This window comes from Lysinibacillus agricola (genome assembly GCF_016638705.1).
Taxonomy (GTDB): Bacteria; Bacillota; Bacilli; order Bacillales_A; family Planococcaceae; genus Lysinibacillus; species Lysinibacillus agricola.
The window spans coordinates 5,053,422-5,078,540 of record NZ_CP067341.1; the positions used below are offsets into that span (position 1 = coordinate 5,053,422).

The 25,119-nt window shown below is 40.6% G+C and carries 15 protein-coding genes, 6 tRNA genes, 3 rRNA genes and 2 pseudogenes; 8 read left to right on the top strand and 18 right to left on the bottom strand.

Going from position 1 to position 25,119, the window contains the following annotated elements; genetic code table 11:
- Positions 1 to 11: 11 nt before the first annotated feature.
- On the top strand, positions 12 to 944 hold the full coding sequence (locus FJQ98_RS25265) for an alpha/beta fold hydrolase (RefSeq protein WP_053595472.1): 933 nt from the start codon (positions 12 to 14) through the stop codon (positions 942 to 944).
- Positions 941 to 1,498 (top strand): YdeI/OmpD-associated family protein, encoded by a 558-nt coding sequence (locus FJQ98_RS25270; RefSeq protein WP_053595514.1) that lies wholly within the window; start codon positions 941 to 943, stop codon positions 1,496 to 1,498. Before FJQ98_RS25265 ends, FJQ98_RS25270 begins: the two co-directional genes overlap by 4 nt.
- Before the next feature lie 383 nt (positions 1,499 to 1,881).
- Here the strand turns inward: FJQ98_RS25270 and FJQ98_RS27450 are convergent.
- A pseudogene (locus tag FJQ98_RS27450) lies at positions 1,882 to 1,995 on the bottom strand (TnsA endonuclease N-terminal domain-containing protein); the annotation flags it as partial.
- A gap of 189 nt (positions 1,996 to 2,184) precedes the next feature.
- Between FJQ98_RS27450 and FJQ98_RS25280 the strand changes: the two are divergent.
- Positions 2,185 to 3,503: pseudogene (locus tag FJQ98_RS25280) on the top strand (IS1380 family transposase).
- A 544-nt stretch (positions 3,504 to 4,047) separates the two neighbouring features.
- Entirely contained in the window at positions 4,048 to 4,698 is a 651-nt protein-coding gene (locus FJQ98_RS25285) for a hypothetical protein (protein ID WP_053595553.1), read from the top strand.
- A 704-nt stretch (positions 4,699 to 5,402) separates the two neighbouring features.
- Here the strand turns inward: FJQ98_RS25285 and glmS are convergent.
- Entirely contained in the window at positions 5,403 to 7,205 is a 1,803-nt protein-coding gene (glmS, locus tag FJQ98_RS25290) for a glutamine--fructose-6-phosphate transaminase (isomerizing) (protein WP_053595554.1), read from the bottom strand.
- Between the two features lie 776 nt (positions 7,206 to 7,981).
- Here glmS and FJQ98_RS25295 point away from each other — a divergent pair.
- Both FJQ98_RS25295 and FJQ98_RS25300 read left to right on the top strand, forming a co-directional pair.
- Positions 7,982 to 8,323: a PadR family transcriptional regulator gene (locus FJQ98_RS25295; protein WP_198926904.1), complete on the top strand. Its 342-nt coding sequence runs from the start codon at positions 7,982 to 7,984 to the stop codon at positions 8,321 to 8,323.
- Positions 8,313 to 8,885, top strand: a complete 573-nt coding sequence (locus FJQ98_RS25300) for a hypothetical protein (RefSeq protein ID WP_053595555.1) — start codon at positions 8,313 to 8,315, stop codon at positions 8,883 to 8,885. Before FJQ98_RS25295 ends, FJQ98_RS25300 begins: the two co-directional genes overlap by 11 nt.
- Before the next feature lie 71 nt (positions 8,886 to 8,956).
- Here FJQ98_RS25300 and FJQ98_RS25305 read toward each other — a convergent pair whose 3' ends face one another.
- The 13 genes from FJQ98_RS25305 to FJQ98_RS25365 form a co-directional block, all read right to left on the bottom strand.
- A complete protein-coding gene (locus tag FJQ98_RS25305; RefSeq protein ID WP_053595556.1) occupies positions 8,957 to 9,478 on the bottom strand; it encodes a type 1 glutamine amidotransferase domain-containing protein in 522 nt (173 codons plus the stop codon).
- 245 nt (positions 9,479 to 9,723) lie between these two features.
- Positions 9,724 to 11,076, bottom strand: coding sequence for a phosphoglucosamine mutase (gene glmM / locus FJQ98_RS25310; protein WP_053595557.1), 1,353 nt, complete (start codon positions 11,074 to 11,076; stop codon positions 9,724 to 9,726).
- Positions 11,077 to 11,394: 318 nt separating this feature from the next.
- Positions 11,395 to 12,471: a CdaR family protein gene (locus FJQ98_RS25315; RefSeq protein WP_053595558.1), complete on the bottom strand. Its 1,077-nt coding sequence runs from the start codon at positions 12,469 to 12,471 to the stop codon at positions 11,395 to 11,397.
- Complete coding sequence (cdaA, locus tag FJQ98_RS25320) at positions 12,464 to 13,300, bottom strand: diadenylate cyclase CdaA (RefSeq protein WP_143114885.1); 837 nt, start codon at positions 13,298 to 13,300, stop codon at positions 12,464 to 12,466. Before cdaA ends, FJQ98_RS25315 begins: the two co-directional genes overlap by 8 nt.
- 149 nt (positions 13,301 to 13,449) lie before the next feature.
- Complete coding sequence (locus FJQ98_RS25325; protein WP_053595559.1) at positions 13,450 to 14,076, bottom strand: anti-sigma factor family protein; 627 nt, start codon at positions 14,074 to 14,076, stop codon at positions 13,450 to 13,452.
- Between the two features lie 13 nt (positions 14,077 to 14,089).
- Positions 14,090 to 14,653, bottom strand: a complete 564-nt coding sequence (gene sigW / locus FJQ98_RS25330; protein WP_053595560.1) for an RNA polymerase sigma factor SigW — start codon at positions 14,651 to 14,653, stop codon at positions 14,090 to 14,092.
- Positions 14,654 to 14,786: 133 nt separating this feature from the next.
- A complete protein-coding gene (gene rocF, locus FJQ98_RS25335) occupies positions 14,787 to 15,692 on the bottom strand; it encodes an arginase (protein ID WP_053595561.1) in 906 nt (301 codons plus the stop codon).
- Positions 15,693 to 16,110: 418 nt separating this feature from the next.
- Positions 16,111 to 16,183, bottom strand: a tRNA-Lys gene (locus FJQ98_RS25340).
- 13 nt (positions 16,184 to 16,196) lie between these two features.
- Positions 16,197 to 16,271, bottom strand: a tRNA-Gln gene (locus tag FJQ98_RS25345).
- Positions 16,272 to 16,288: 17 nt separating this feature from the next.
- Positions 16,289 to 16,372: transfer RNA gene (locus FJQ98_RS25350), tRNA-Tyr, on the bottom strand.
- Positions 16,373 to 16,386: 14 nt separating this feature from the next.
- Positions 16,387 to 16,462: transfer RNA gene (locus FJQ98_RS25355), tRNA-Val, on the bottom strand.
- Positions 16,463 to 16,535: 73 nt separating this feature from the next.
- Positions 16,536 to 16,610, bottom strand: a tRNA-Glu gene (locus tag FJQ98_RS25360).
- Between the two features lie 115 nt (positions 16,611 to 16,725).
- A tRNA-Asn gene (locus tag FJQ98_RS25365) sits at positions 16,726 to 16,802 on the bottom strand.
- Positions 16,803 to 17,072: 270 nt separating this feature from the next.
- Between FJQ98_RS25365 and mbcS the strand changes: the two genes are divergently transcribed.
- A complete protein-coding gene (gene mbcS / locus FJQ98_RS25370) occupies positions 17,073 to 18,650 on the top strand; it encodes an acyl-CoA synthetase MbcS (protein ID WP_053595562.1) in 1,578 nt (525 codons plus the stop codon).
- A 214-nt stretch (positions 18,651 to 18,864) separates the two neighbouring features.
- Here mbcS and rrf read toward each other — a convergent pair.
- From rrf to FJQ98_RS25385, 3 genes are all read right to left on the bottom strand, one after another.
- Positions 18,865 to 18,980: ribosomal RNA gene (gene rrf / locus FJQ98_RS25375) — 5S ribosomal RNA — on the bottom strand.
- A 223-nt stretch (positions 18,981 to 19,203) separates the two neighbouring features.
- Positions 19,204 to 22,139 (bottom strand): 23S ribosomal RNA (locus FJQ98_RS25380).
- 310 nt (positions 22,140 to 22,449) lie between these two features.
- Positions 22,450 to 24,003 (bottom strand): 16S ribosomal RNA (locus FJQ98_RS25385).
- The 16S, 23S and 5S rRNA genes sit together here, the layout of an rRNA operon.
- Positions 24,004 to 24,454: 451 nt before the next feature.
- On the opposite strand from FJQ98_RS25385, the gene FJQ98_RS25390 reads away from it, so the two are divergent.
- Entirely contained in the window at positions 24,455 to 25,114 is a 660-nt protein-coding gene (locus tag FJQ98_RS25390; RefSeq protein WP_241774604.1) for a hypothetical protein, read from the top strand.
- Positions 25,115 to 25,119 lie beyond the last annotated feature (5 nt).

The following is a 25,119-nucleotide window of genomic DNA, read 5'->3' on the forward strand; positions in this document are numbered from 1 at the left end:
GAGGATGTTGAATGACAAACAATTATGAATTTCCAACACCAACACTTATCTCAGGTAACGGTGTGGAGCTAGAGGTTTTTGAAGCTGGACAAAAAAATGGGGGGCAACCTATCGTTCTCTGCCACGGATGGCCAGAGCATGCCTTTTCTTGGAGACATCAAGTGACCCCTCTTGTAGAAGCAGGTTATCACGTTATTATTCCTAATCAACGAGGGTATGGAGAGTCTTCTTGTCCAAAAGAAGTCACAAAATATGATATTGAACATTTAACGGGTGATCTTGTTGCTCTTTTGGATCACTACCAATACAAAGATGCCATTTTTATGGGCCATGATTGGGGCGCAAGTGTTGTTTGGAGTATGGCTTTGCTGCATCCAGAACGTGTTAATAAAATGATTAACTTATGCTTGCCCTACCAAGTTCGAGGAGAGAGACCTTGGATTGATTTTATGGAAGAAGCTTTTGGCGATGATTACTATTTTGTTCACTTTAACAAACAACCAGGTGTTGCAGATGCTGTATTAGACGAAAATGCAGCCCAATTTCTTCGTAACTTATATCGAAAGAATGTTCCATCACAAGGCTCTGTTGAAGGAATGGAAATGATTAATCTAGCTAAAGCAACCCAGCCGTTAGGTGAACCTGTTATGAGCGATGATGATCTTTCTGTTTATATCACAGCCTTCAATAAGACAGGTTTCACTCCAAGCATCAATTGGTACAGAAATTTAAATCGTAATTGGAATTTATTAGGTGACTCATCTCCTATTCTTCATCAGCCAACATTGATGATTTATGGTGAGAAAGATATTATTCCGCCGCTTCCAAATATAAAAGATTTTGTACCTAATATAGACATTAAGAGTTTAAACACTGGTCATTGGATTCAAGAAGAAAGACCTGAAGAGCTTAATCAAATGATTTTAGAATGGCTGGAAAAATGAGTGAAGTGCTATTTTTTAGTAATCAAACAGAATTTATTGATTGGTTGGATATTCATCACCAAACAGCTAGTGAAATTTGGGTAGTTTTTTTTAAGAAAAAGACCAATAAAGCAAGTCTTACTTGGTCCGAATCAGTAGATTGTGCACTGTCATTTGGTTGGATTGATGGGATACGAAAAACAGTTGATGAAGATTGCTATAAAATTCGCTTTACTCCACGTAAGCCTAATAGCCTCTGGAGTAAAGTTAATGTGCAAAAGGTGCATAAACTGATAGAACACAATCAAATGAGGCCTGAGGGATTGACTGTTTTCAATCAAAGAAATGATCAAACAGGTTATTCTTCCGTTCATAGGAACGTTACTTTAACGAAAGAATATGAGGATGAAATTATAAAACATCCAAGTTCTTGGGAATTTTTTAATCAGCTTCCACCTTCGTACAGAAGAGATTCTATTTGGTGGGTAATGAGTGCTAAAAAAGAAGAAACTCGGCTAAGAAGATTGAATCGATTAATTGTTTCATGGGACAAGGGAGAAATGTTAAGACCCTAGATTTTCATTTTGCTTCATTGTCGCAAAGAGAGTATGTAAGGGGTTATGCATTTCGCTAATCAATCAAAAAAAGAAACGCCGTTAAATGTCAAGCCCGTTAGAATAGACACTGAATAAAATCCTTAAAAGGCATGAACCCTAAATTCTAACAGAAAGCATGTCTTTTAGTTTCCTTTGAGGCATATCTGTATTGTACTTAATTTGACAATTCTATTGAATAAAACAAACAAAGAAGAATAACAGATGAATGTAAAGAACCTAACTAAGGAAAACAAAGATTATACGATCGGATTAAGACATCATTTTCACCAGTACCTTGGAACTAGATTAGTCGCAATGTTACAAGACAATAAAGACCATCCAATAATTGGGTTAAGAACGGACATTGATGCAACGTCTTGAATATTGAGCCAAGGTTTATACTCGGAGCCAACACTCGTCCCTCGCCCTTCTTTAATCCATTTTTCGATTTTAGATGTTCTTGCTCGTTTAGACATAAAAAACACCCCTTTAGACAAATATAATCTAAAACCTAGATTATTCATCAACATATACAAAATCCCACAGAAAAACTGACCTATCAGCTTTTCTGTGGGATTCTCTTTTTCACTTAAAAGATGAAAAAAGAATCCATTTCTGTTAAGGTTATTGCGACTAAACATCAACCAAAAGAAAGGATTCTTATGATGACTACTTTAACGCAAAATACCCTACATTTCAACCGTTCCATTAAATTATCTAATGATGGAGGCATGCTTTCTTCTGACACCGGGGAATTGATTTTCCGTGAATTTGATGAAAAAATCGGCTTTTCTCAAACGATCGCTAAGCATCTCCATTTAAAGATGAACGCACGTATTGCATTCATGAAAATGAACAGCTACTTCGTCAAAAAATTTATCAGCTCATCGCAGATTATCATGAGGATGATGCAGCGGACCGTTTAACACATGATCCGATTTTCACACAAGTGCTTGGTATACCTGCACTTGCTTCTCAACCGTCGTTATCAAGATTCTTCAAGCGCTTTGATACGCAAGCACTACATCAACTTCAAGTGGCGAATCAGGGGTTACTTGATAGAGTTCATCATGCCCGACAATCAAAAGCACTGATTTTTGATTTAGATTCCACCCATTCCGATACATACGGAAACCAAGAACATTCATCCTACAATGCGCATTATCGTATAATGGGCTTTCATCCACTGGTCGTATTTGATGGGCTAACAGGTGATTTCTTGAAAGCACAATTACGCCCAGGAAACGTTTATACTTCCAATGGTGTCGTAGATTTTATGCGTCCACTTATCGAACATTATAACGAAGTTTTTTTCCTGAAAAATCGTACCTTGTCCGTGGTGATAGTGGCTTCGCGGTGCCTGATCTATATGAATTATGCGAGAAGGAATCCGTGTACTATATTATTCGTTTAAAAAGCGAACCCCAAGTTAAAAGCTCTTGCGGAAGAATTGCATCCTACACACGAAATCCGTGATGTGTCCGTAACAGAAAGCTATGTCGAAGAGTCCATTTATCAAGCCTCTTCTTGGTCGAAGCCTCGTCGTATTATCATTCAGTCCACTCGTCCAGCCGGTGAACTGTTCTTTTCTCATGCCTTTTTTGTGACAAGTCTTGGTGAAACCTTTTCACCACAAGCGATTGTCGCATCATACAAACAGCGAGGTACAATGGAAAATTTCATCAAAGAAGCGAAAGATGGCTTTGGTTTTGATCAGATGAAAAGCCATGATTTCCTTGTCAATGAAGCTCGGATGATGTTAAGTTTACTTGCCTATAACTTCACGAACTGGCTACGTACACTCAGTTTCCCGAAAAAATATAAGGGGATTCAAATCCAAACCATTCGCACACGTTTGATAAAAATCGCAAGTAAATTAGTGAAGTCTGGACGTTCACTGTATTTTAAAATGTCCTCAAGTTTTGTCTATGAGCGCTTCTTTTGGGACGTCCTGACCAGGGTGCAACAGCTAACATTCAACTAAATAGCCCTTTTTAAAAAATCGAACCCACATCAAGGGGGAAGTCTGCCCTAAAATAGGTTTTTTGTACAAAACCCAACCTGATTCTCAATTTACTAAACCACTTACTCCTAATTATTTTCCTCAATTCTGAAAAACTAGCCAAATTCCCTAAATCTCAGATGGCTGTGAATAATTCAGGTTTATGTTTATTTTATTGTCTTTCATCAGATTAAATTGAATTTGCAATTTTAACGAATATTTCAAGTGATACTTTATCAGCAACGCCTTTATAGATCCCGACCATATATTGCAAATTATTTTTTTCAAAGACAAAAAAGTTAAACAATTGGTGTTCAAAATAAATCCCTTTCGTGTCATCTTGAGGTGTATATTTTTCACCTTCAAAGTCCAATCCTATAGGTTGTAGTAGTTGACCATTGTATAAATCGTTAAAAATATAGGTTTAATTAATCAAATAACTTAACTTTATTCAAAAAAACCGTAACTTAAATTCTATTTTTAAAACTTATACATATCCTTAACTATAAATTAAAGGAGGTATTTAATGTCCAAAAGGCAATTTTTCAAAAGGTGCGTTTTCCCATTGGCGATTTTCACCATTACGTTGTTCATTATTTTCTCTAACCCTTTTGCTAACCTTGCTAAAGAACCCGAAATAACTACAACTACGTATAGCAACAAAGAATTAATGCAATTCCATGAAAAATATTCTAGTCTACTGTATTCCATCCGTGCAGACTTACGGGATCAAGGCTATCCACTATCTGTAGATTTCGCTATGTTAAATGATGAAAAAGTTGAAATAATCATTAAAAGACATGAGATTAGTAATGAGCTTAAACCAAAAGAAATAAAAGAAGTAGAACAATTAGTAAACAAATTTATAGAGAAACAAAAATTCAATCCTACCATGTTTCAAATTCATATATCAAATTCTACTCAACCAGTACTAAAAACTGCAAACCGAATAAGCTATAATGATTTAATAGAGTATATTAGTTATCCCTTGTTGGATAAGGGTGTTAATGGATTTTATTTACATAATAAATTTTCCCCCGAGACCGCAGAGATTATAATTGAATTTGCAGATCCTATTGACGAAAATTCAAAAAATGAAATTCAAAAAATGACCAATCAAGTTTTGAAGAAAAATAATTTTGATACTAGTGTGGTGAAATTTGTTATAACTAACTAATTACAAAAAATATTAATCAATTAGAGATTTATGAGTCCTGTAGAGACTGTACCTGGACATTGTCCTTTTTGTTCTACCTCCGACTGTCGCTCCCTCATAGGAAGCAATCACGAGAGGTTCATCCTACTCAAGTTGCTGCACTTAATCCAGTACGAAGTAACTTGGCGCATCTTTACATCAGTCCTATGACCTTTAACCGCCTTAAATCCGATACTCTCAGCCTCGAATTATGTTTACAATTGTCTCCCAAAATACCTCTTAAGCCTGGTGCTTCCTATTACAATCTAACAAATCTATATTTTAGGAGCTACCATTTTCTCGAATATAAAGGTCGCATTTGTTTTAGCATTGACTTTTTTAGTGCCAGAGATTTTTTTTCATGGGAGTTCAATAAGAATTAAACACCTTATTATTTTTTTAAGGACTTTATTTTTAATAAAACAAATTTATTATCTCTTAACATATAAAAAATCTATAAAGTGACAATATTAATTATAATTTCCGCTTTAATATTCAACTATATATTTTATTTATTTATTCATAAAAAATATTCTAAGAAAAAACACAAACCCTGATACAGCAACGACTACACTGTACCAGGGTTGGTTTTCGATGTCACAATATCTTATATATTTATGACAAATCTAATTATAAATTGTGACAGCATTAGTTATAACTCACTACAATTATCTGTTAGCGAACCCTTACTCAACAGTCACTGATTTAGCCAAGTTACGTGGTTTATCCACATCACAGCGGCGGTGAAGTGCTGCGTAATAGCTAATTAACTGTAATGGCACTACAGATACAAGTGGTGTTAGGTATTCATGAACTTGAGGGATTACTAAACGGTCACCGTCTTCATCTACGCCAGCCATCGCAATAATACATGGATATGCTCCACGTGCAGCTACCTCTTTAACATTACCACGAATATTTAATGATACTGCTTCTTGTGTGACAAGGGCGAACACTGGTGTACCTTCTTCGATTAAGGCAATTGTTCCGTGTTTTAACTCGCCACCTGCGAAGCCTTCTGCTTGAATGTAAGAGATTTCTTTTAGCTTCAAGGCACCTTCAAGGCTTACATAGAAGTCGATGTTACGACCGATGAAGAATGCGTTGCGTGCGATTTTTAAGTAGTCCTCTGCGATGTCCTCTAATACATCTTTTGAATCAATAATTGTTTGGATACCATTTGCTGCAATCGCAAGTTCTTGTTTTAAATCGAACTCTAAGCCTTTGCCATTAGCCTTTGCAGTTACATACGCTGCTAGGGCAAGTACAGCTACTTGTGCTACATATGCTTTTGTTGAAGCTACTGCAATTTCTGGACCTGCATGTAGTAAAAGCGTATGATCCGCTTCACGTGATAGTGTAGAGCCAGGTACATTTGTAATTGTTAATGTTGGGTAACCAAGCTCTTTAATTTTCACAAGTACTTGACGGCTATCTGCTGTTTCACCTGATTGTGTAATAAAGATGAACAATGGTTTTTCCGATAGTAATGGCATATTGTAGCCGAATTCACTTGAAATATGAACTTCCACAGGGATACCAGCCATTTTTTCGAAATATTGCTTACCGATTAAGCCTGCATGATAGCTTGTTCCGGCTGCAATAATATATAGACGGTCTGCTGCTCGTAATGCTTCTAAAATATCAGCGTCAATTGTTAATTCGCCATTCTCACCTTCGTATGCTTGAATAATTTTACGAATAACTGTTGGCTGCTCATCCATTTCTTTTAGCATGTAGTGAGGGTAAGTACCTTTTTCAATATCGCTCATATCAAGCTCTGCTGTATAAGGTGCACGCTCTACTACTGAACCGTCTAATTTTGTAATTTCAACGCCAGCTTTGTGTACGATTACGACTTCTTTATCATGTAACTCCACATATTGATCTGTTACCTGTAGCATCGCCATTGCATCAGAAGCTACAACATTGAAGCCTTCACCAACACCTACTAAAAGTGGAGATTTGTTTTTCGCAACGAAAATTGTATCCGCCGCTTCTGCATCTAAAAGCGCTAATGCGTAAGAGCCGTGTAATAGAGATAGAGTCTTACGGAACGCCTCAGCTGTGCTTAAACCTTCTTTCACAAATAGCTCTACTAATTGCACGATGACCTCTGTGTCTGTATCAGATTTCATCGGAATACCTTTTAAATAAGTTTTTTGTAATAAATGATAGTTTTCAATAACTCCGTTGTGTACTAGCGTAAAACGTCCTGATGTACTTTGGTGAGGGTGTGCATTCAAACGGTTTGGCACACCATGAGTTGCCCAACGTGTATGACCAATACCCACTTTTGCAGCAACGTCCTCGTCCACCGCGTCACGTAAATCGGCAATACGACCCTTTTCTTTGAATACTGTTACACCATCTTCATTACGTACTGCAATACCTGCTGAGTCATAGCCACGGTACTCTAGTTTCTCTAAACCTTTTAATAAGATTTCCTTTGCATCTGATTCACCAATATATCCTACAATTCCACACATAAATTTCTTGTCCTCCGATATCGTCAATTTGACGCAATGACAAACTAGACCTCAACTTATCGAATTTTTTTATGAATATAAAAGCTATACTTATTTTCACAGAAAATAAGCGTAACTAATACATACATATTCCTAACACTCATTCAGCCGTCTGAATAGTTATCATTCGATACGTGAAGTTTCTCTATTTATCTATTGCTTTAACTATACCTTCTCCATTTTCTGTACATTCAATCACTCAAATGCTTTCAAAATGAAAAATGACAATCGGGTATGTCGATTGGGAGGCATCCGCCGAATTTTCGATAAACCTCCACCTCGTCTGCTGAAGATCGTTTCGTCCAATTTCTTCAGCTCAGGCGCTATAATTGTTTTCCGATTTTGCGCTTTCTTCCCTCCTTATGCGCTATCGTTAAAATGATAAGGTCGGACCTCATCTTCAACTTCTCCATCATACTCAATCATATGCTGTACGTCAAATTTTCGTTATAAAAAACACCTATTTATCCTCCATTTTAGTGACAAAATGTAGACAAACAATCTGCTATAAAGCATTATTTTGAAATTCCTATTAAATATATGATGTTTTTTTCATAGGTCAGCAACAACTATTCTCTGCTATGGATTTGTGTTGAACTGAGCCCAAGAACATATTCATCTGAACGAAAACCCCATTTTTTAATCGCTTGACAAAGGCCACTACTTAGCAATACTATATACAGTACTTAGCAACACTTAGTACAGAGAAACTAAGCTTGTGGCCTGGGGGTGAGATCGTGGATAATCTGAGCGAAATGCTCAAAGGAGTTTTAGAAGGTATTGTTTTAGAAATCATCAGCCGTGGCGAAATTTATGGTTATGAGATTGTCAAATATCTCACACAGATGGGGTTCGAGGGCATAGCTGAAGGAACTGTTTATGCGCTACTTATGCGGTTAGAAAGAAATCGTCTTGTCAATATTGTCAAAAAGCCATCTGAAATTGGTCCACCGAGGAAATTTTATACGCTGAATGAACAAGGGCGAGAAAAATTGATGTCCTTCTGGGCTAAATGGGATTTTTTAAGTAGTCGTATTGAAATTTTAAGAAATGATGGAGGAAGCAAGCATGAGTTTTAGTCGTGAAATTCAGGAGAGAATTAATCGTTTTGCGAAAGAACAATCCCAGAATTATTTGCAGGACGCTGAAATGACTTATATGGAAAAACTGCGCAAGAAAAGTGGGCAAACTAAACGTAAAATCGACAAACAACTGTCAAAGTTTAAAGGGCGTTCCAATCAGGGGCGAGAGGCGCAAGACGACATGATACTATATATGAGCGATTATATGAATGATTTGATGTCACAAGGTTTAACGGAGCAGGAAGCTTTTAATAAGGCAAGCGAGGAAATGAAATTCGCCAGCAACTCTGAGCAATCCGAGGATTTAAATGAACGCTTCCAGCAGTATTACGAAACTCGTGATCCCGCAGATTATGAGGCGATTGGGTTGTTTTATGGTGGGTTCCTGTTTTTAGGCTTAGGCATCGGCGGATTAATCGGCTTTCTAACTGGCGGTGGATATGAAGCATTTTTTGACAGAGGCTGGATTGACACTGCAATCGGCGCTGGTATTGGCATTATCATTGGTATTGGACTTGGGCAAATTACCAATGCCATTATAGCGTTAAAAAAGAGATAGAATTGATGTAATAGAATTTATTACTTTCAAAAAATAAAAGGCACAGGCAAACTCGCTTGTGCCCTTTAAGTTTAACCTTCTTTACTTTCCAATAATTTCACAATTTCTCGATTAAATGCTGGTAAGTCATCTGGTGTGCGACTTGTTACTAGTTGTTTTTGACAAACAAATACTTCTTCGTCATGGAAAATCGCGCCTGCATTTTCTAAATCTACTCGAATTGATTTATAGCCAGTTGCATCACGACCGTTTAATGTTTTTGCTGTAATGAGTAGCTGAGGTCCATGACAAATGGCAAAGGTCGGTTTCATGTCGTCCATAAATTCCTTTACAAATGCCACAACACGATCGTCTACGCGTAATATATCAGGAGAAAAACCACCTGGGATGAACAATGCATCGAATTCAGAGGCTGTCACCTCATCGATACCTTTATCAATTTTAACTTTCTCTCCATGCTTACCTTCTACCTCAATGCCTACTGTCGTATCTATCGTGATTAGTTCATGACCTGCCGCTTCTAATGCTCCTTTAGGGCTCGTATATTCAGCGTCCTCAAACATATTGGTAATCACCGTAGCAATTTTAGCCATTGCAATACAACACTCCTTGTTAATCTGACTCTGTACTACTGTTCCCATTCTTTTCGAAAACATTCATTTCGTCAGCGTGTTTTCAATAATTAAGGCCAATTTCATTCTATCCCGTTCTGACCTCTATCCGTCATTTTCGACTTTGATGATTCTATCATTAACTCTTGCATACCTAAAAAAAATATTATAAAACCTAATAAAAAAACTCGACCCCCTTATTAAAGGAAATCGAGTTTATATACTATTTATTCAGCTAAGCCCATTTCAGCACGGACAACATCTGCAATACGCTCTACGTAACGCTCGCAGTCTGCCTCTGTAGCTGCTTCTACCATTACTCGTACAAGTGGCTCTGTACCAGAAGGACGTACTAAAACGCGACCGTTGCCAGCCATATCTGCTTCTACATCAGTAATCACTGCAGCAACCTTTGCATTCTCTGTCACAGCATGCTTGTCTGTTACACGTACGTTGACTAAACGCTGTGGGAAAATTTTCATTTCAGAGGCAAGCTCCGACAGTTTTTTACCTGTAGCTTTCATAATGTTGACAAGCTGAATACCTGTTAATAAACCGTCACCAGTTGTATTAAAGTCTAAGAAAACAATATGACCAGATTGCTCGCCACCTAAATTATAATCATTGGCACGCATTTCTTCCACGACATAACGATCACCTACAGCTGTTTGTACACTATGCATTTCATTATCTTCAACAGCTTTGTAGAAGCCCATGTTACTCATAACCGTTGAAACGATTGTTTGCTTTTTCAAGCGGCCAACTGCATTCAAATGCTTCCCAATGATGAACATAATTTGGTCACCATCAACGATTTTACCGTTTTCATCTACAGCGATTAACCGGTCACCATCGCCATCGAATGCTAATCCAACATCAGCACCCTTTTCTGCGACAAATTTAGCTAATCCTTCTGGATGTGTTGAGCCGACACCGTCATTAATATTTAAGCCTGTTGGTGAAGCACCCATCGTTGAAATATCCGCTTCTAAATCTGCAAATAGGTGTGTAGCTAGTGAAGACGTAGCACCATGTGCACAATCTAATGCGACATGGATACCATCAAATTCTTCATCCACTGTTTGTTTTAAGTATTGAATATATTTTTGTCCACCCTCGAAGTAGTCGCTTACAGAGCCTAAATCTGCCCCGATTGGACGTGGCAATGTATCCTCTTGTGCATCTAATATCGCTTCGATTTCGGCTTCTTGCGCATCAGTTAGCTTAAAGCCATCTGGACCGAAAAACTTAATGCCATTATCGGCAACTGGGTTATGTGAAGCTGAAATCATGACGCCTGCATCTGCGCTCATAATTCGAGTAAGATAAGCCACACCTGGTGTCGAAATAACACCTAGACGCATCACCTCTACGCCGATTGATAAAAGACCAGCTACAAGTGCACCTTCAAGCATTTCACCTGAAATACGTGTGTCACGACCGATTAAAACCTTTGGACGGTCAGTTGCATCCTTCGTTAAAACATAGCCACCTATGCGGCCAAGTTTAAATGCAAGTTCCGGTGTTAATTCACTATTCGCGACGCCACGGACGCCATCTGTTCCAAAATATTTACCCATTTTGATTATTCTCTCCTTCAATGCAAGACGGTGGTCACGCTTGTCTACGCTGACAACTAGACCGCCCATCTGCTTACTTTTGGAAAAGTCAATTTTCGTTCATTCACTGGTAACTATTAATTATGCCCCTATACGAATTTATCTTAGCTTGTCATGAGTCCCTCTTTCCAGTCAGCACAGATAAATTTAGCATAGGGTATTTTGATTTTAGCCTGAGCACCTTGTTTCCGTTAGTGTATCAAATCCGAAAATGAATGCCCTTACTGATAGAGAACGAAATCTCTACTGAATCAAAATAAAATTATAGTCAGTTATTGTCTAAGAATCAATATCTTCTGTTTGCTCAGTAGGCGTGTCTTCCTCAGGAGGAGTGATAGATTCCTCTGAAGGAGGCGAAGGAGTAGGTGTAGGAGCAGGTGTCGTTGTTGTTGGAGTAGTTGTAGTTTTTTCCTGCTCTACCTTCGAAATATCTGCTTTCACTTTAATTCTTGATTCAGATATTTTTGTCACGCCTTCTGGTAATTTTACATCAAATTCATAAGTTTTTGATTCTGTAATTTTTGATAGGTCAACCTCAAGTGGTATTGCCGTTAATGCATCTATGATAGATTTTTTACCGTACACTTTCACCGTTGTAGGACTAAATGTTAATTGGTTGACGGTAATACCATCCGCCGCTGTCCCTATTTCCTTAAGCACAACAGGCAACTCTCTACTGTATGCCCCAATATCTACTTGTACCTTCACAGTTTCCGGTTCAATCGTCACATCTAACTTATTTAAATCACGATCTAGTACTTTAACTGCCGCTACCTGTGAGAATGGTTCTTTCAAGCCTTGCTCACCCGTTACAGTAGCTTTTACATAGCTAATGTTTTCAATTGCACTTTTAGGACCTGTAACATACACCGTAGCTGGATTAGCAGTCATGCCCTTTAATATATATCCTTCTTCAATTAAACGATTATTCATCTCAGGGTCAACACGAAACTCTTGCGTGACCTTTTCCTCAATATTTACCTTTACAGTTGCCGGGTCTAATGTAACTTGCAATTTTTCAGAAATATTCTCGTACTTCAGCCTTACGTTATGTTCACCAATTAGTAAATTACTTAAATCTACGAATATGGAAAAATCCTTTGATGCCTGTGCTTGTAAAACGAGTGGCATCGAGCCTTTTATTGTAACATTCACCGTCTTTGGTATGCCTGTTACAATGAGATTTTTATCGTCATAAAAAACATCTACTGGTACATCTCGAATTACCGCTGTTTGCTCACTTGTTATTGTTTTCTTTGTAGGAGATAACTCAGTACGAACGGAGAAAAATAGCAAACAGGCTAGAAATAATGCGATGATTCGTAAAACCCAAGGGCTATCCATCATTTTATCCATTCTTTTTTCCCCTCCAAGTCAACTTAGAGGTTGCATTTGATTCTTGTGCTGATCCGAACCACATTTTACGTAACAGTGCTTCGAATTCCTCTAGAGAAAGATTACGATGTAGGTTACCATTCACTGTAATACTAATGGCACCAGTTTCCTCGGATACGACAATAGTAATGGCATCTGTCACTTCACTTAAGCCTAGTGCAGCACGGTGGCGTGTCCCAAGCTCTTTTGAGATAAACGGACTTTCAGAAAGCGGTAAATAACAAGCTGCTGCCGTTACTTTATCTTTCTGCATAATAACCGCTCCATCATGAAGTGGTGTGTTAGGTATGAAAATGTTGATAAGTAACTCAGATGAGATTTCAGCATTTAGACCTATGCCCGTTTCGATATATTCATTTAGACCAGTTTCTTTCTCAATAGAAATTAACGCCCCAATACGGCGTTTGGCCATATAACTAACTGATTTCTTCATGGCCTCAATAAGTCTTGTTTGCTCTTCCTCCACTTGACTAGTTGAGCGTTGGAATAACTTTCCTCGACCAATTTGTTCAAGACCACGTCTTATTTCAGGTTGGAAAATGATAATAATCGCCAAGAAACCGAATTCGATTACTTGTTGTAGCATCCAACCTAAAGTTTCTAACCCTAAATAGTCAGTAGCGATGCGCGCAATAATAATCACGAAAATTCCTTTTAATAATTGGACAGCTTTCGTACCTTTAATGAGGGTTAAAATTTTATAAACAACGTACCAAACAAGCAGTACATCTATGAAGTTAATAACAATATTCACGGGTGTTAAATCAGCGAATTGTTCGATAATTTGCACGTGGCATCCCCACTTTTTCATTGCGAATCCATACACATTTAAGTATAGCACATTCTTAACAAATGTAACTTTTTTCAAATAAAAAGTCTACTCAAAAGAGTAGACCTTTCAGCCTCTCACGTGCACTATCTTTTAGGACGTATAGAGTGTTATTTAGTTGCTTGTTTTTCCTCGAATGTCATGGCAGACTTTACTGAATTTTTGATCGTATACCAAAGCCATTCGAATGCTTCGTCAATTTCCTCTATTTTACCTGAAACAACTGCCGAAGATGCCATATACTGTCCGTTAATAACGGTAATATTTCCATCCACTTCACCCTCAACAATTAAATCGCCATTTTTAACAACAATGTCGCCTTTTACAACTTCGCCCTCCGGCACAATGACCGTCTGACCTTCAACAACTAGGTTTGGTTGTTTAGTCACGGAGAAGTGTTGGTCATCCATGAAACTACCAAGTAAAGTTGCACTCATGAATAAACAAAAAACTGCCGCTGCCACAAAGAACGGATGCCGGCGAATCCATTTTTGCATGCCTACACGACTTTTGGGTTTCGGTAAACGAGCCATCACGGCTTCTTCAAAATGCGGAGGTGCTGTAATATGGGAAGCACTCTTCACAAAAGCGATTGTTTCACTCAATTCTTGCATCAATTGTTTACAATCACTGCATGTATGCAAATGTTGTTTTAACTCATGCTCATGCTCACGACGAATGTCACCATCTAAATAATCATGCATATAGTCTATTATATGCTCTGGACAAGTATTCATGACGCTTCCCCTCCTACAGATTGTTTAATTGCTTACGTAATGCTTCACGTCCGCGGTGAATTCTCGTTTTCACCGTTCCAAGAGGCATATCTAAAATCTCACTAATTTCCTGCAACGATAATTCTTCAATATATTTCAATACTATAACTGAACGGTATTTATCCGGCAAACGTCCAATCTCATATTGAATGCGATCTTGCAGTTCCATTTGCTCTATTTGTTCCTCTGGTAGCTGGTCATCTGCTGCGATTTGCGAATACATATTAAGCCCTTCTGTACCAGCTACTTCTGCATCTAAATAGTAATCCGGCTTTTTCTTCCGGATACGGTCTATACAAAGGTTTGTCGCTATGCGATAAAGCCACGTCGAAAATTTTCTTTTTTGATCAAAAGTATGCAAGTTCATATAGGCACGAACAAACGCCTCCTGTGCAATATCCTCAGATTCTTGCTTGTTCCCTAACATCCTATAGCATACTTGGTACAGTTTGTGCTGATAGAGACTCACAATATCGGCAAATGCGTTTTGATCGCCTTTAAGCACTTGTTTTATTCTCTTGTTTACTAACGCATCCATTGTGTTGATTTCTCCACCTTTACAACTGTCTTATACTATACGACCCATCGATAAGAAAAGTTTCATTTTGTTATTAATTATAACAAAAGATTTTTATACATTGTGGCAATAGGTAATTTTTCGTTAAATTTCTTTAAACTAGAGTTTCACCAAATAAAGATCCCATTAATGCAACAGCAACATCTGCCGTTTTATTCTTTTCATCTAAAATTGGGTTAACCTCAACAAATTCAGCGGATGTTAACATATCTGATTCCTGAAGCATTTCCATCGCTAAATGGCTTTCTCGATATGTAATACCACCAGGTACAGGTGTCCCAACCCCTGGAGTATAAAGTGGATCTAACCCATCTAAATCGAGTGATAAATGCAGACCATCTACATTGCGCTCTCTTAAATAGGCAAGAGCATCTTCCATTACACGTGTCATGCCAAGACGATCTATCTCATGCATTGTGTACACCTTGATTCCTTGCTGACTAATTAATTCACGCTCACCTGGATCTACAGAACGTGCCCCAATAATAATGACGTTTTCAGGTTTAATTTTCGGCGCATAATTACGAATTTGCACTAAGCGTTCATGACCTAGCCCAATGCTAACAGCTAAAGGCATACCATGTATATTACCAGACGGTGTCGTTTCAGGTATATTAAGGTCAGCATGCGCATCAAACCAAATAACACCTAAGTTTTTATAATGCTCCCCAAGCCCTGCAAGAGTGCCAATTGCAATACTATGATCGCCACCAAATACTAGTGGAAACTCCTTCTGTTCCACTGCTTCATTTACAATGTTTGCTAAAGATGTACTTACATCAACAACTTCCTCTAAATTTAGTAGTTGCTTATCGACAATAATGCCTTCTTGTTTCTGACTAACACGTATATCCCCTTTATCATGTACCTCATGACCAATTGCCTCTAAGCGTTCTACAACACCTGCGTAGCGGATAGCACTCGGTCCCATATCTACTCCTCTGCGTGTTTGCCCATAATCAGTTGGCACACCAATAATAGAAATATTTAGTTTATTCATCTTTTTATACCCCCTTTGAGTTGTAAGACTATTGTAAAGCCTATATCCACCTTGGCTCAACTCAACAATTTTATGAATATTTATACAATTAAGAGGGATCAATACAAAAATCGGTTTGTTGTTATGAAAGCATATGAAGTGGAGGGAGTCGAGTGCTCCTGTCGTCTATCGTCGCAGAGCTAAGCTTCCTATGGGAATAGCGTGAGTTCTGAGCCCTCGCAGGAGCGAACTATGAATAAAGAAGAGGCTCAGGCCACGCCCGCGTAAAGCGTGCTCCCGAAGTGGAATGTGCAGTCAAGTACACATTTTAGTGAAGATCCTTAAAAAGAGCATAAAAAAATCTCCTACTGTTTTCAGCAAGAGATTAGTATCTGTAGTTAATGTAACACTTTTTAATATATTTTATTCTATATAAAAGTGAGCCATGAAGGACTCGAACCTTCGACCCTCTGATTAAAAGTCAGATGCTCTACCAACTGAGCTAATGGCTCATAAAAGAAAGAATGGCTGGGGTACTAGGATTCGAACCTAGGCATGACGGAATCAAAATCCGTTGCCTTACCGCTTGGCTATACCCCAATCATTTATAAAAAAACTGGTGGAGGGGGACGGATTCGAACCGCCGAACCCTAAGGAGCGGATTTACAGTCCGCCGCGTTTAGCCACTTCGCTACCCCTCCGAAATAACACATTATGGTGGAGGATGACGGGCTCGAACCGCCGACCCTCTGCTTGTAAGGCAGATGCTCTCCCAGCTGAGCTAATCCTCCATAGAAACAGGTGTTTATTTCTTCACAGTTAATTTTCTTTTTAAGCCTTCGCATTACTACAAAGTTTTTAAAATGGTGACCCCTACGGGATTCGAACCCGTGTTACCGCCGTGAAAGGGCGGTGTCTTAACCACTTGACCAAGGGGCCATTATTATATGTCTCAAACAAGACAATACTTATAATAACATTATTTACTTTTTGATGCAACACTTTTTTAAAAAAATTTATATGTATAACATCAACATAAAAATGAACAAAAAAATGGCTCCGAAGGCAGGACTCGAACCTGCGACAACCTGATTAACAGTCAGGTGCTACTACCAACTGAGCTACTTCGGAACAATACTATTCAATTCGGTTTTTTTAAAACCTCTTAAGTACATTTATTATTATAGCAAGCATTATAAATTATACAATACTTTTTATGAAAATTTTTATATATTTTGTCGAAGCTTTCCTTCGCATTAACTAAAAGCATGATAGTTCTCTATTAAATCTAATATTTCTATATTATGTATAGAATATTCTTGCTGTATATTATTGTAATTGTTAAAATGGAAATAGTTTTATGAATTTTCTATCAAATTTGTTTGGGGGAGGAATGTTCACATGGTAACAAACGATTTAATTGCACCAGAATTTTATAATATTACAGAGGAATTAGAGAAGTTTTCTCAAGATAGTGATCGTCAAGCCATCCGATGGCTAAATACTCAACAGGAGCGCCGAGAAATTTCCTATGTTGAACTTGTACAAAAAATGAATCAATACGCACATGCCTTTACGAAGAAGGGGCTTCAAAAAGGAGATCGCGTATTAGTTATTATTCCACGATTGCCTGAGGCTTACTTTGTCTTCCTTGGCTGTCTAAAGGCTGGGATTGTTCCTATTTCATGTTCAGAAATGTTACGTGCAAGTGATTTAGAATATCGGATGGAGCACTCTTCTGCAAGTGCCGTAATTACCTATGAAGCGTTCACTAGTGAGGTAGATCGTATTACTTCTTCAGTAGAGGCTTTAAATAATAAATTGATCATAGGTACTGCTACAGGCGATTGGACATCTTTAGATGAATTGGCTAGTACACAGCCAGATACATTTACTGCAGCTGCTACAAAAAGAGAGGATATGGCATTTCTTTCTTATACATCTGGCACGACTGGCAAACCAAAAGGGGTTGTTCATTCGCACGGTTGGGGATATGCACATATTAGAACAGCCGCTTCTCAATGGCTTTGTGTACGTGAACGTGATTTAGTATGGGCTACAGCAGCTCCAGGGTGGCAAAAATGGATTTGGAGCCCATTTTTATCGACTATTATGCTGGGCGCAACTGCATTTGTATATCATGGAGGATTTGATGCAAAAACATACCTTCAACTAATTCAAGATGAGAAGGTCAATGTATTATGCTGTACTCCAACGGAATACCGAATTATGGCGAAGATTGATACTTTAAAAGACTATAATCTATCTTCTCTACGTAGTGCTGTTTCTGCTGGTGAACCATTAAATCGACCAGTCATCGAAACATTTATGAACAACTTTGGACTTAAAGTACGTGATGGCTATGGTCAAACGGAAAATACTTTATTAATCGGCACACTTGAAAATACTGAGTTACGTCCGGGTTCAATGGGTGTTCCTACTCCAGGCAATATTGTGCGTATTATAGATCATGAAGGCAACGAGGCACCGATTGGTGAAGTTGGAGATATCGCGGTACACAAATCATCTCCTGCTCTATTTAAAGAGTACTATCGCGAGCCTGAACGTACACAAGCTGCCTTCCGTGGCGATTGGTATATTACTGGTGACCAAGCTAAATGTGATGAAGAAGGTTATTTCTGGTTTGAAGGTCGAGGAGATGACATTATTATTTCATCAGGCTATACAATTGGGCCATTTGAGGTAGAGGATGCTCTAAATAAACATGAAGCTGTACAAGAATGTGCTGTTGTTGCAGCACCAGATGAAATTAGAGGACATATTGTTAAAGCCTTTGTCATCTTACGAGAAGGCTTCAGAGATCGTGATGAAGACGAGTTAACAAAAGAGCTGCAGGAGCATGTTAAAGCATTAACAGCGCCTTATAAATATCCTCGTAGTATTGTCTTTATCGATGAACTACCAAAAACAACTTCTGGCAAGATTCGTCGTATCGAGCTACGAGCAGCAACTGTATAAAATCAATTTCTCCTTGACGTAATTACGTCCGGCGTTGCCACAGGACGTGACGTTCTTAGGCTGAGTTCCTCTATTTAATGAAGATAAATAAAAGAGACATTTCACCAATCACACTCGGTTGAAATGTCTTCTTTTTATATATTTATAGTGTCATTTACTATTTCTTTGGACATAAAAAAAGCCACTACTGAGTTTGTCAGCAGCGACTTTTTGCGCCTAGCGACGTCCTACTCTCACAGGGGGAAGCCCCCAACTACCATCGGCGCTAAAGAGCTTAACTTCCGTGTTCGGTATGGGAACGGGTGTGACCTCTTTGCCATCATCACTAGACTATTGACGATCTCCAATACACGGCGTATTACTGCGTCAGCTTCTCTCGTTCAATCAGTCACGTACAGAAGTACGCTCCCTCATTCACTCGTTTGCTTCCTTGTACTACTTGTGTCTTGAAGCTCTCTTTGGCTTTCAATATACGTCGTATTTTGAAACCCTAAAATGAAAGGTTTTGTTCTTTCAAAACTGGATAAACGGTGCATTGAATGATTCAAACATTTTGGTTAAGTCCTCGATCGATTAGTATTCGTCAGCTCCATGTGTCACCACACTTCCACCTCGAACCTATCTACCTCATCGTCTTTGAGGGATCTTACTTACTTGCGTAATGGGAAATCTCATCTTGAGGGGGCTTCATGCTTAGATGCTTTCAGCACTTATCCCGTCCACACATAGCTACCCAGCGATGCCTTTGGCAAGACAACTGGTACACCAGCGGTGTGTCCATCCCGGTCCTCTCGTACTAAGGACAGCTCCTCTCAAATTTCCTACGCCCACGACGGATAGGGACCGAACTGTCTCACGACGTTCTGAACCCAGCTCGCGTACCGCTTTAATGGGCGAACAGCCCAACCCTTGGGACCGACTACAGCCCCAGGATGCGATGAGCCGACATCGAGGTGCCAAACCTCCCCGTCGATGTGGACTCTTGGGGAGATAAGCCTGTTATCCCCGGGGTAGCTTTTTATCCGCTGAGCGATGGCCCTTCCATGCGGAACCACCGGATCACTAAGCCCTGTCTTTCGACCCTGCTCGACTTGTAGGTCTCGCAGTCAAGCTCCCTTGTGCCTTTACACTCTACGAATGATTTCCAACCATTCTGAGGGAACCTTTGGGCGCCTCCGTTACCTTTTTAGGAGGCGACCGCCCCAGTCAAACTGTCCGCCTGACACTGTCTCCTGCCCCGCTAAAGGGCATGGGTTAGAATTTCAATACAACCAGGGTAGTATCCCACCGACGCCTCCTTCGAAGCTGGCGCTCCGAGATCTCTGGCTCCTACCTATCCTGTACAAGTTGTACCAAAATTCAATATCAGGCTACAGTAAAGCTCCACGGGGTCTTTCCGTCCTGTCGCGGGTAACCTGCATCTTCACAGGTACTATAATTTCACCGAGTCTCTCGTTGAGACAGTGCCCAGATCGTTACGCCTTTCGTGCGGGTCGGAACTTACCCGACAAGGAATTTCGCTACCTTAGGACCGTTATAGTTACGGCCGCCGTTTACTGGGGCTTCAATTCGCAGCTTCGCTTGCGCTAACCACTCCTCTTAACCTTCCAGCACCGGGCAGGCGTCAGCCCCTATACGTCACCTTACGGTTTTGCAGAGACCTGTGTTTTTGCTAAACAGTCGCCTGGGCCTATTCACTGCGGCTCTCATGCGCTTGCACGCTCAAGAGCACCCCTTCTCCCGAAGTTACGGGGTCATTTTTGCCGAGTTCCTTAACGAGAGTTCTCTCGCACACCTTAGGATTCTCTCCTCGACTACCTGTGTCGGTTTGCGGTACGGGCACCTCTCACCTCGATAGAGGCTTTTTCTTGGCAGTGTGAAATCAGGAACTTCGTCCATACGGACTCGCCATCACAGCTCAACGTTACAGTGTGCGGATTTGCCTACACACACGCCTTACTGCTTGGACGCGCATAACCAACAGCGCGCTTACCCTATCCTACTGCGTCCCCCATTTCTCAAACGGTGAGGAGGTGGTACAGGAATATCAACCTGTTGTCCATCGCCTACGCCTATCGGCCTCGGCTTAGGTCCCGACTAACCCTGAGCGGACGAGCCTTCCTCAGGAAACCTTAGTCATACGGTGGACGGGATTCTCACCCGTCTTTCGCTACTCATACCGGCATTCTCACTTCTAAGCGCTCCACCAGTCCTTCCGGTCTGACTTCAACGCACTTAGAACGCTCTCCTACCACTGACATCATAGATGTCAATCCACAGCTTCGGTGAATCGTTTAGCCCTCGATACATTTTTCGGCGCAGCGTCACTCGACCAGTGAGCTATTACGCACTCTTTAAATGATGGCTGCTTCTAAGCCAACATCCTGGTTGTCTGTGCAACGCCACATCCTTTTTCCACTTAACGATTACTTTGGGACCTTAGCTGGTGGTCTGGGCTGTTTCCCTTTTTGACTACGGATCTTATCACTCGCAGTCTGACTCCCGTGTATAAATATCTGGCATTCGGAGTTTGTCTGAATTCGGTAAACCGGGATGGCCCCCTAGTCCAAACAGTGCTCTACCTCCAGTATTCTCATCACGAGGCTAGCCCTAAAGCTATTTCGGAGAGAACCAGCTATCTCCAGGTTCGATTGGAATTTCTCCGCTACCCACACCTCATCCCCGCACTTTTCAACGTGCGTGGGTTCGGGCCTCCAGTAAGTGTTACCTCACCTTCACCCTGGACATGGGTAGATCACCTGGTTTCGGGTCTACGACCACGTACTATTTCGCCCTATTCAGACTCGCTTTCGCTGCGGCTCCGCCTTCTAAAGCTTAACCTCGCACGTAATCGTAACTCGCCGGTTCATTCTACAAAAGGCACGCTATCACCCATTAACGGGCTCTAACTACTTGTAGGCACACGGTTTCAGGATCTCTTTCACTCCCCTTCCGGGGTGCTTTTCACCTTTCCCTCACGGTACTGGTTCACTATCGGTCACTAGGTAGTATTTAGCCTTGGGAGATGGTCCTCCCGGATTCCGACGGAATTTCACGTGTTCCGCCGTACTCAGGATCCACTCTGGAGAGAACGAACTTTCGACTACAGGGCTTTTTACCTGCTCTGGCGGACCTTTCCAAGTCGCTTCATCTAACTCGTTCTTTTTGTAACTCCGTATAGAGTGTCCTACAACCCCAAGAGGCAAGCCTCTTGGTTTGGGCTCTTCCTGTTTCGCTCTGCCGCTACTCAGGGAATCGATTTTTTTCTTTCTCTTCCTCCAGGTACTTAGATGTTTCAGTTCCTGGGTCTGCCTTCAAGACGCTATGAATTCACGTCAAGATACTACGCGATTAAACGTAGTGGGTTCCCCATTCGGAAATCTCCGGATCAAAGCTCACTTACAGCTCCCCGAAGCATATCGGTGTTAGTGCCGTCCTTCTTCGGCTCCTAGTGCCAAGGCATTCGCCGTGCGCCCTAATAACTTAACCTACAGCTTTCAATACACATCGCATTTCGTCGTCAGCTTCACTCGTTCAGTCAGTCACGTACATAGGTACGCTCCTTCCTTCTCTCGATTGCTTCCTAGAACTACTCGTGTCTTGAAACCTTCTTCGTTATTAAGCCTATAAAAAAACTTAAAAAAATAAATGTGTTTGTTACAATTTCAATGTCGTTTTTATCCAGTTTTTCAAAGAACAAGTTTTTGAAGTATTTCATTCGTAAGAATGAACCTTCAAAACTGAACGCAAAACGTAATCTTACAAAACCCTAGGTTTGTATTCCGAAAAATATCCTTAGAAAGGAGGTGATCCAGCCGCACCTTCCGATACGGCTACCTTGTTACGACTTCACCCCAATCATCTATCCCACCTTCGGCGGCTGGCTCCAAAAGGTTACCCCACCGACTTCGGGTGTTACAAACTCTCGTGGTGTGACGGGCGGTGTGTACAAGGCCCGGGAACGTATTCACCGCGGCATGCTGATCCGCGATTACTAGCGATTCCGGCTTCATGTAGGCGAGTTGCAGCCTACAATCCGAACTGAGAACGACTTTATCGGATTAGCTCCCTCTCGCGAGTTGGCAACCGTTTGTATCGTCCATTGTAGCACGTGTGTAGCCCAGGTCATAAGGGGCATGATGATTTGACGTCATCCCCACCTTCCTCCGGTTTGTCACCGGCAGTCACCTTAGAGTGCCCAACTAAAATGATGGCAACTAAGATCAAGGGTTGCGCTCGTTGCGGGACTTAACCCAACATCTCACGACACGAGCTGACGACAACCATGCACCACCTGTCACCGTTGTCCCCGAAGGGAAAAACTATATCTCTACAGTGGTCAACGGGATGTCAAGACCTGGTAAGGTTCTTCGCGTTGCTTCGAATTAAACCACATGCTCCACCGCTTGTGCGGGCCCCCGTCAATTCCTTTGAGTTTCAGTCTTGCGACCGTACTCCCCAGGCGGAGTGCTTAATGCGTTAGCTGCAGCACTAAGGGGCGGAAACCCCTAACACTTAGCACTCATCGTTTACGGCGTGGACTACCAGGGTATCTAATCCTGTTTGCTCCCCACGCTTTCGCGCCTCAGCGTCAGTTACAGACCAGAAAGTCGCCTTCGCCACTGGTGTTCCTCCAAATCTCTACGCATTTCACCGCTACACTTGGAATTCCACTTTCCTCTTCTGCACTCAAGTCCCCCAGTTTCCAATGACCCTCCACGGTTGAGCCGTGGGCTTTCACATCAGACTTAAGCGACCGCCTGCGCGCGCTTTACGCCCAATAATTCCGGACAACGCTTGCCACCTACGTATTACCGCGGCTGCTGGCACGTAGTTAGCCGTGGCTTTCTAATAAGGTACCGTCAAGGTACAGCCAGTTACTACTGTACTTGTTCTTCCCTTACAACAGAGTTTTTACGATCCGAAAACCTTCTTCACTCACGCGGCGTTGCTCCATCAGGCTTTCGCCCATTGTGGAAGATTCCCTACTGCTGCCTCCCGTAGGAGTCTGGGCCGTGTCTCAGTCCCAGTGTGGCCGATCACCCTCTCAGGTCGGCTACGCATCGTTGCCTTGGTGAGCCGTTACCTCACCAACTAGCTAATGCGCCGCGGGCCCATCTTATAGCGACAGCCGAGACCGTCTTTCAGTATTTCACCATGAAGTGAAATAGATTATTCGGTATTAGCCCCGGTTTCCCGGAGTTATCCCAAACTATAAGGTAGGTTGCCCACGTGTTACTCACCCGTCCGCCGCTAACGTCAAAGGAGCAAGCTCCTTCTCTGTTCGCTCGACTTGCATGTATTAGGCACGCCGCCAGCGTTCGTCCTGAGCCAGGATCAAACTCTCCATAAAAAGAAATTTGATTAGCTCAAATTGTTTTGCTGGCATCATGTTTGATGTCCAAAATTTTGTTTCGTTCACCAACTCAAGGTTAGCTACTAAAAACTTTATTGATTACGTTTTGCTTGTTCAGTTTTCAAGGTTCATTTTTTAATTTACCGCGTCACCTCTTGGCGACTTATACATAATAACATCGATTAATCATGAAAGTCAACACTAAATCATAAGTTTTTTTAAGAACTCTATTTTTTCATATCAATTATGCCTCGGCATAATTGTGTACAGAGGCTTTACACCCGCTGAAAAGTAGCTTAAATCCGCATTCATCGTACCACCTATAGAGGTGGGAAACTTCTGTACCTATCGCTACGCTTTTGGTACAAAAGACAATTGTAGCTGACGTTTCACTTTCGCTACGAAAACACTTGCTGAAAGAAGTTAAAAATATAGAAACGAGGTTGTTATGATGGTTCGTAAAACGTTAATTTCATTGCTTTTCATCGTAATACTGTTTGTCTTTATAAAGCCGATAAATTCTACTATGATTTCTGTATTTAACATTGCTGATGCTCCAGCAGTTGTAACAAAAGGACACTATGGTACATCACTTATTGTCGAAATTTCTTTCTCTGATGAAGCCCTGTTGAACTGGCTTAAAACTGTAAAAGAACCTTATCCGCTTCTATTGTTAGATGCTGCATGGATTGAACGTTCACCCGAGCACATAAAAATCATTCAAGAAAGAAAACTACCTACAGGATTATTAGGACCTGAGGATTCAGTGGATAAACCAATCGATCTTGCCGTCGTGCAAAAAAATATTAATATTTACGAAAAGCATTTGCAAGAAACACCACTTTGGTTTGCAACACGAAACCACCAGTATTCGCAGGATTTACAAAAAAACTTATTTCAACAGCAGATGAATATACTTTCTCCCTCTCTAATCTGGAAAGGGGAAAAGACCCCTAAATTGCAAAAGGGAGATTTTATTTTCATCTCATTACATCAAAATAATCCAATCTCGTTTAAAGAGCTGAATACTTTTCTACAACAAAATAAATTTATGTCGATTGAGGAAAATATATTCGGATATAAAGTTCAAACTAAAAAATCACCATAAAAAAG

What these genes read in the sequence shown, in the direction of transcription:
- glmM (WP_053595557.1), bottom strand. Translation starts at nt 11,076, where the DNA reads ATGGGTAAATATTTTGGAACAGATGGCGTCCGTGGCGTCGCGAATAGT.
- FJQ98_RS25315 (WP_053595558.1), bottom strand. Translation starts at nt 12,471, where the DNA reads ATGGATAAAATGATGGATAGCCCTTGGGTTTTACGAATCATCGCATTA.
- FJQ98_RS25305 (WP_053595556.1), bottom strand. Translation starts at nt 9,478, where the DNA reads ATGGCTAAAATTGCTACGGTGATTACCAATATGTTTGAGGACGCTGAA.
- FJQ98_RS25300 (WP_053595555.1), top strand. Translation starts at nt 8,313, where the DNA reads ATGAGTTTTAGTCGTGAAATTCAGGAGAGAATTAATCGTTTTGCGAAA.
- mbcS (WP_053595562.1), top strand. Translation starts at nt 17,073, where the DNA reads ATGGTAACAAACGATTTAATTGCACCAGAATTTTATAATATTACAGAG.
- FJQ98_RS25265 (WP_053595472.1), top strand. Translation starts at nt 12, where the DNA reads ATGACAAACAATTATGAATTTCCAACACCAACACTTATCTCAGGTAAC.
- FJQ98_RS25325 (WP_053595559.1), bottom strand. Translation starts at nt 14,076, where the DNA reads ATGAATACTTGTCCAGAGCATATAATAGACTATATGCATGATTATTTA.
- FJQ98_RS25270 (WP_053595514.1), top strand. Translation starts at nt 941, where the DNA reads ATGAGTGAAGTGCTATTTTTTAGTAATCAAACAGAATTTATTGATTGG.
- sigW (WP_053595560.1), bottom strand. Translation starts at nt 14,653, where the DNA reads ATGGATGCGTTAGTAAACAAGAGAATAAAACAAGTGCTTAAAGGCGAT.
- glmS (WP_053595554.1), bottom strand. Translation starts at nt 7,205, where the DNA reads ATGTGTGGAATTGTAGGATATATTGGTGAATCAGATGCAAAGGAAATC.
- FJQ98_RS25390 (WP_241774604.1), top strand. Translation starts at nt 24,455, where the DNA reads ATGATGGTTCGTAAAACGTTAATTTCATTGCTTTTCATCGTAATACTG.
- FJQ98_RS25285 (WP_053595553.1), top strand. Translation starts at nt 4,048, where the DNA reads ATGTCCAAAAGGCAATTTTTCAAAAGGTGCGTTTTCCCATTGGCGATT.
- rocF (WP_053595561.1), bottom strand. Translation starts at nt 15,692, where the DNA reads ATGAATAAACTAAATATTTCTATTATTGGTGTGCCAACTGATTATGGG.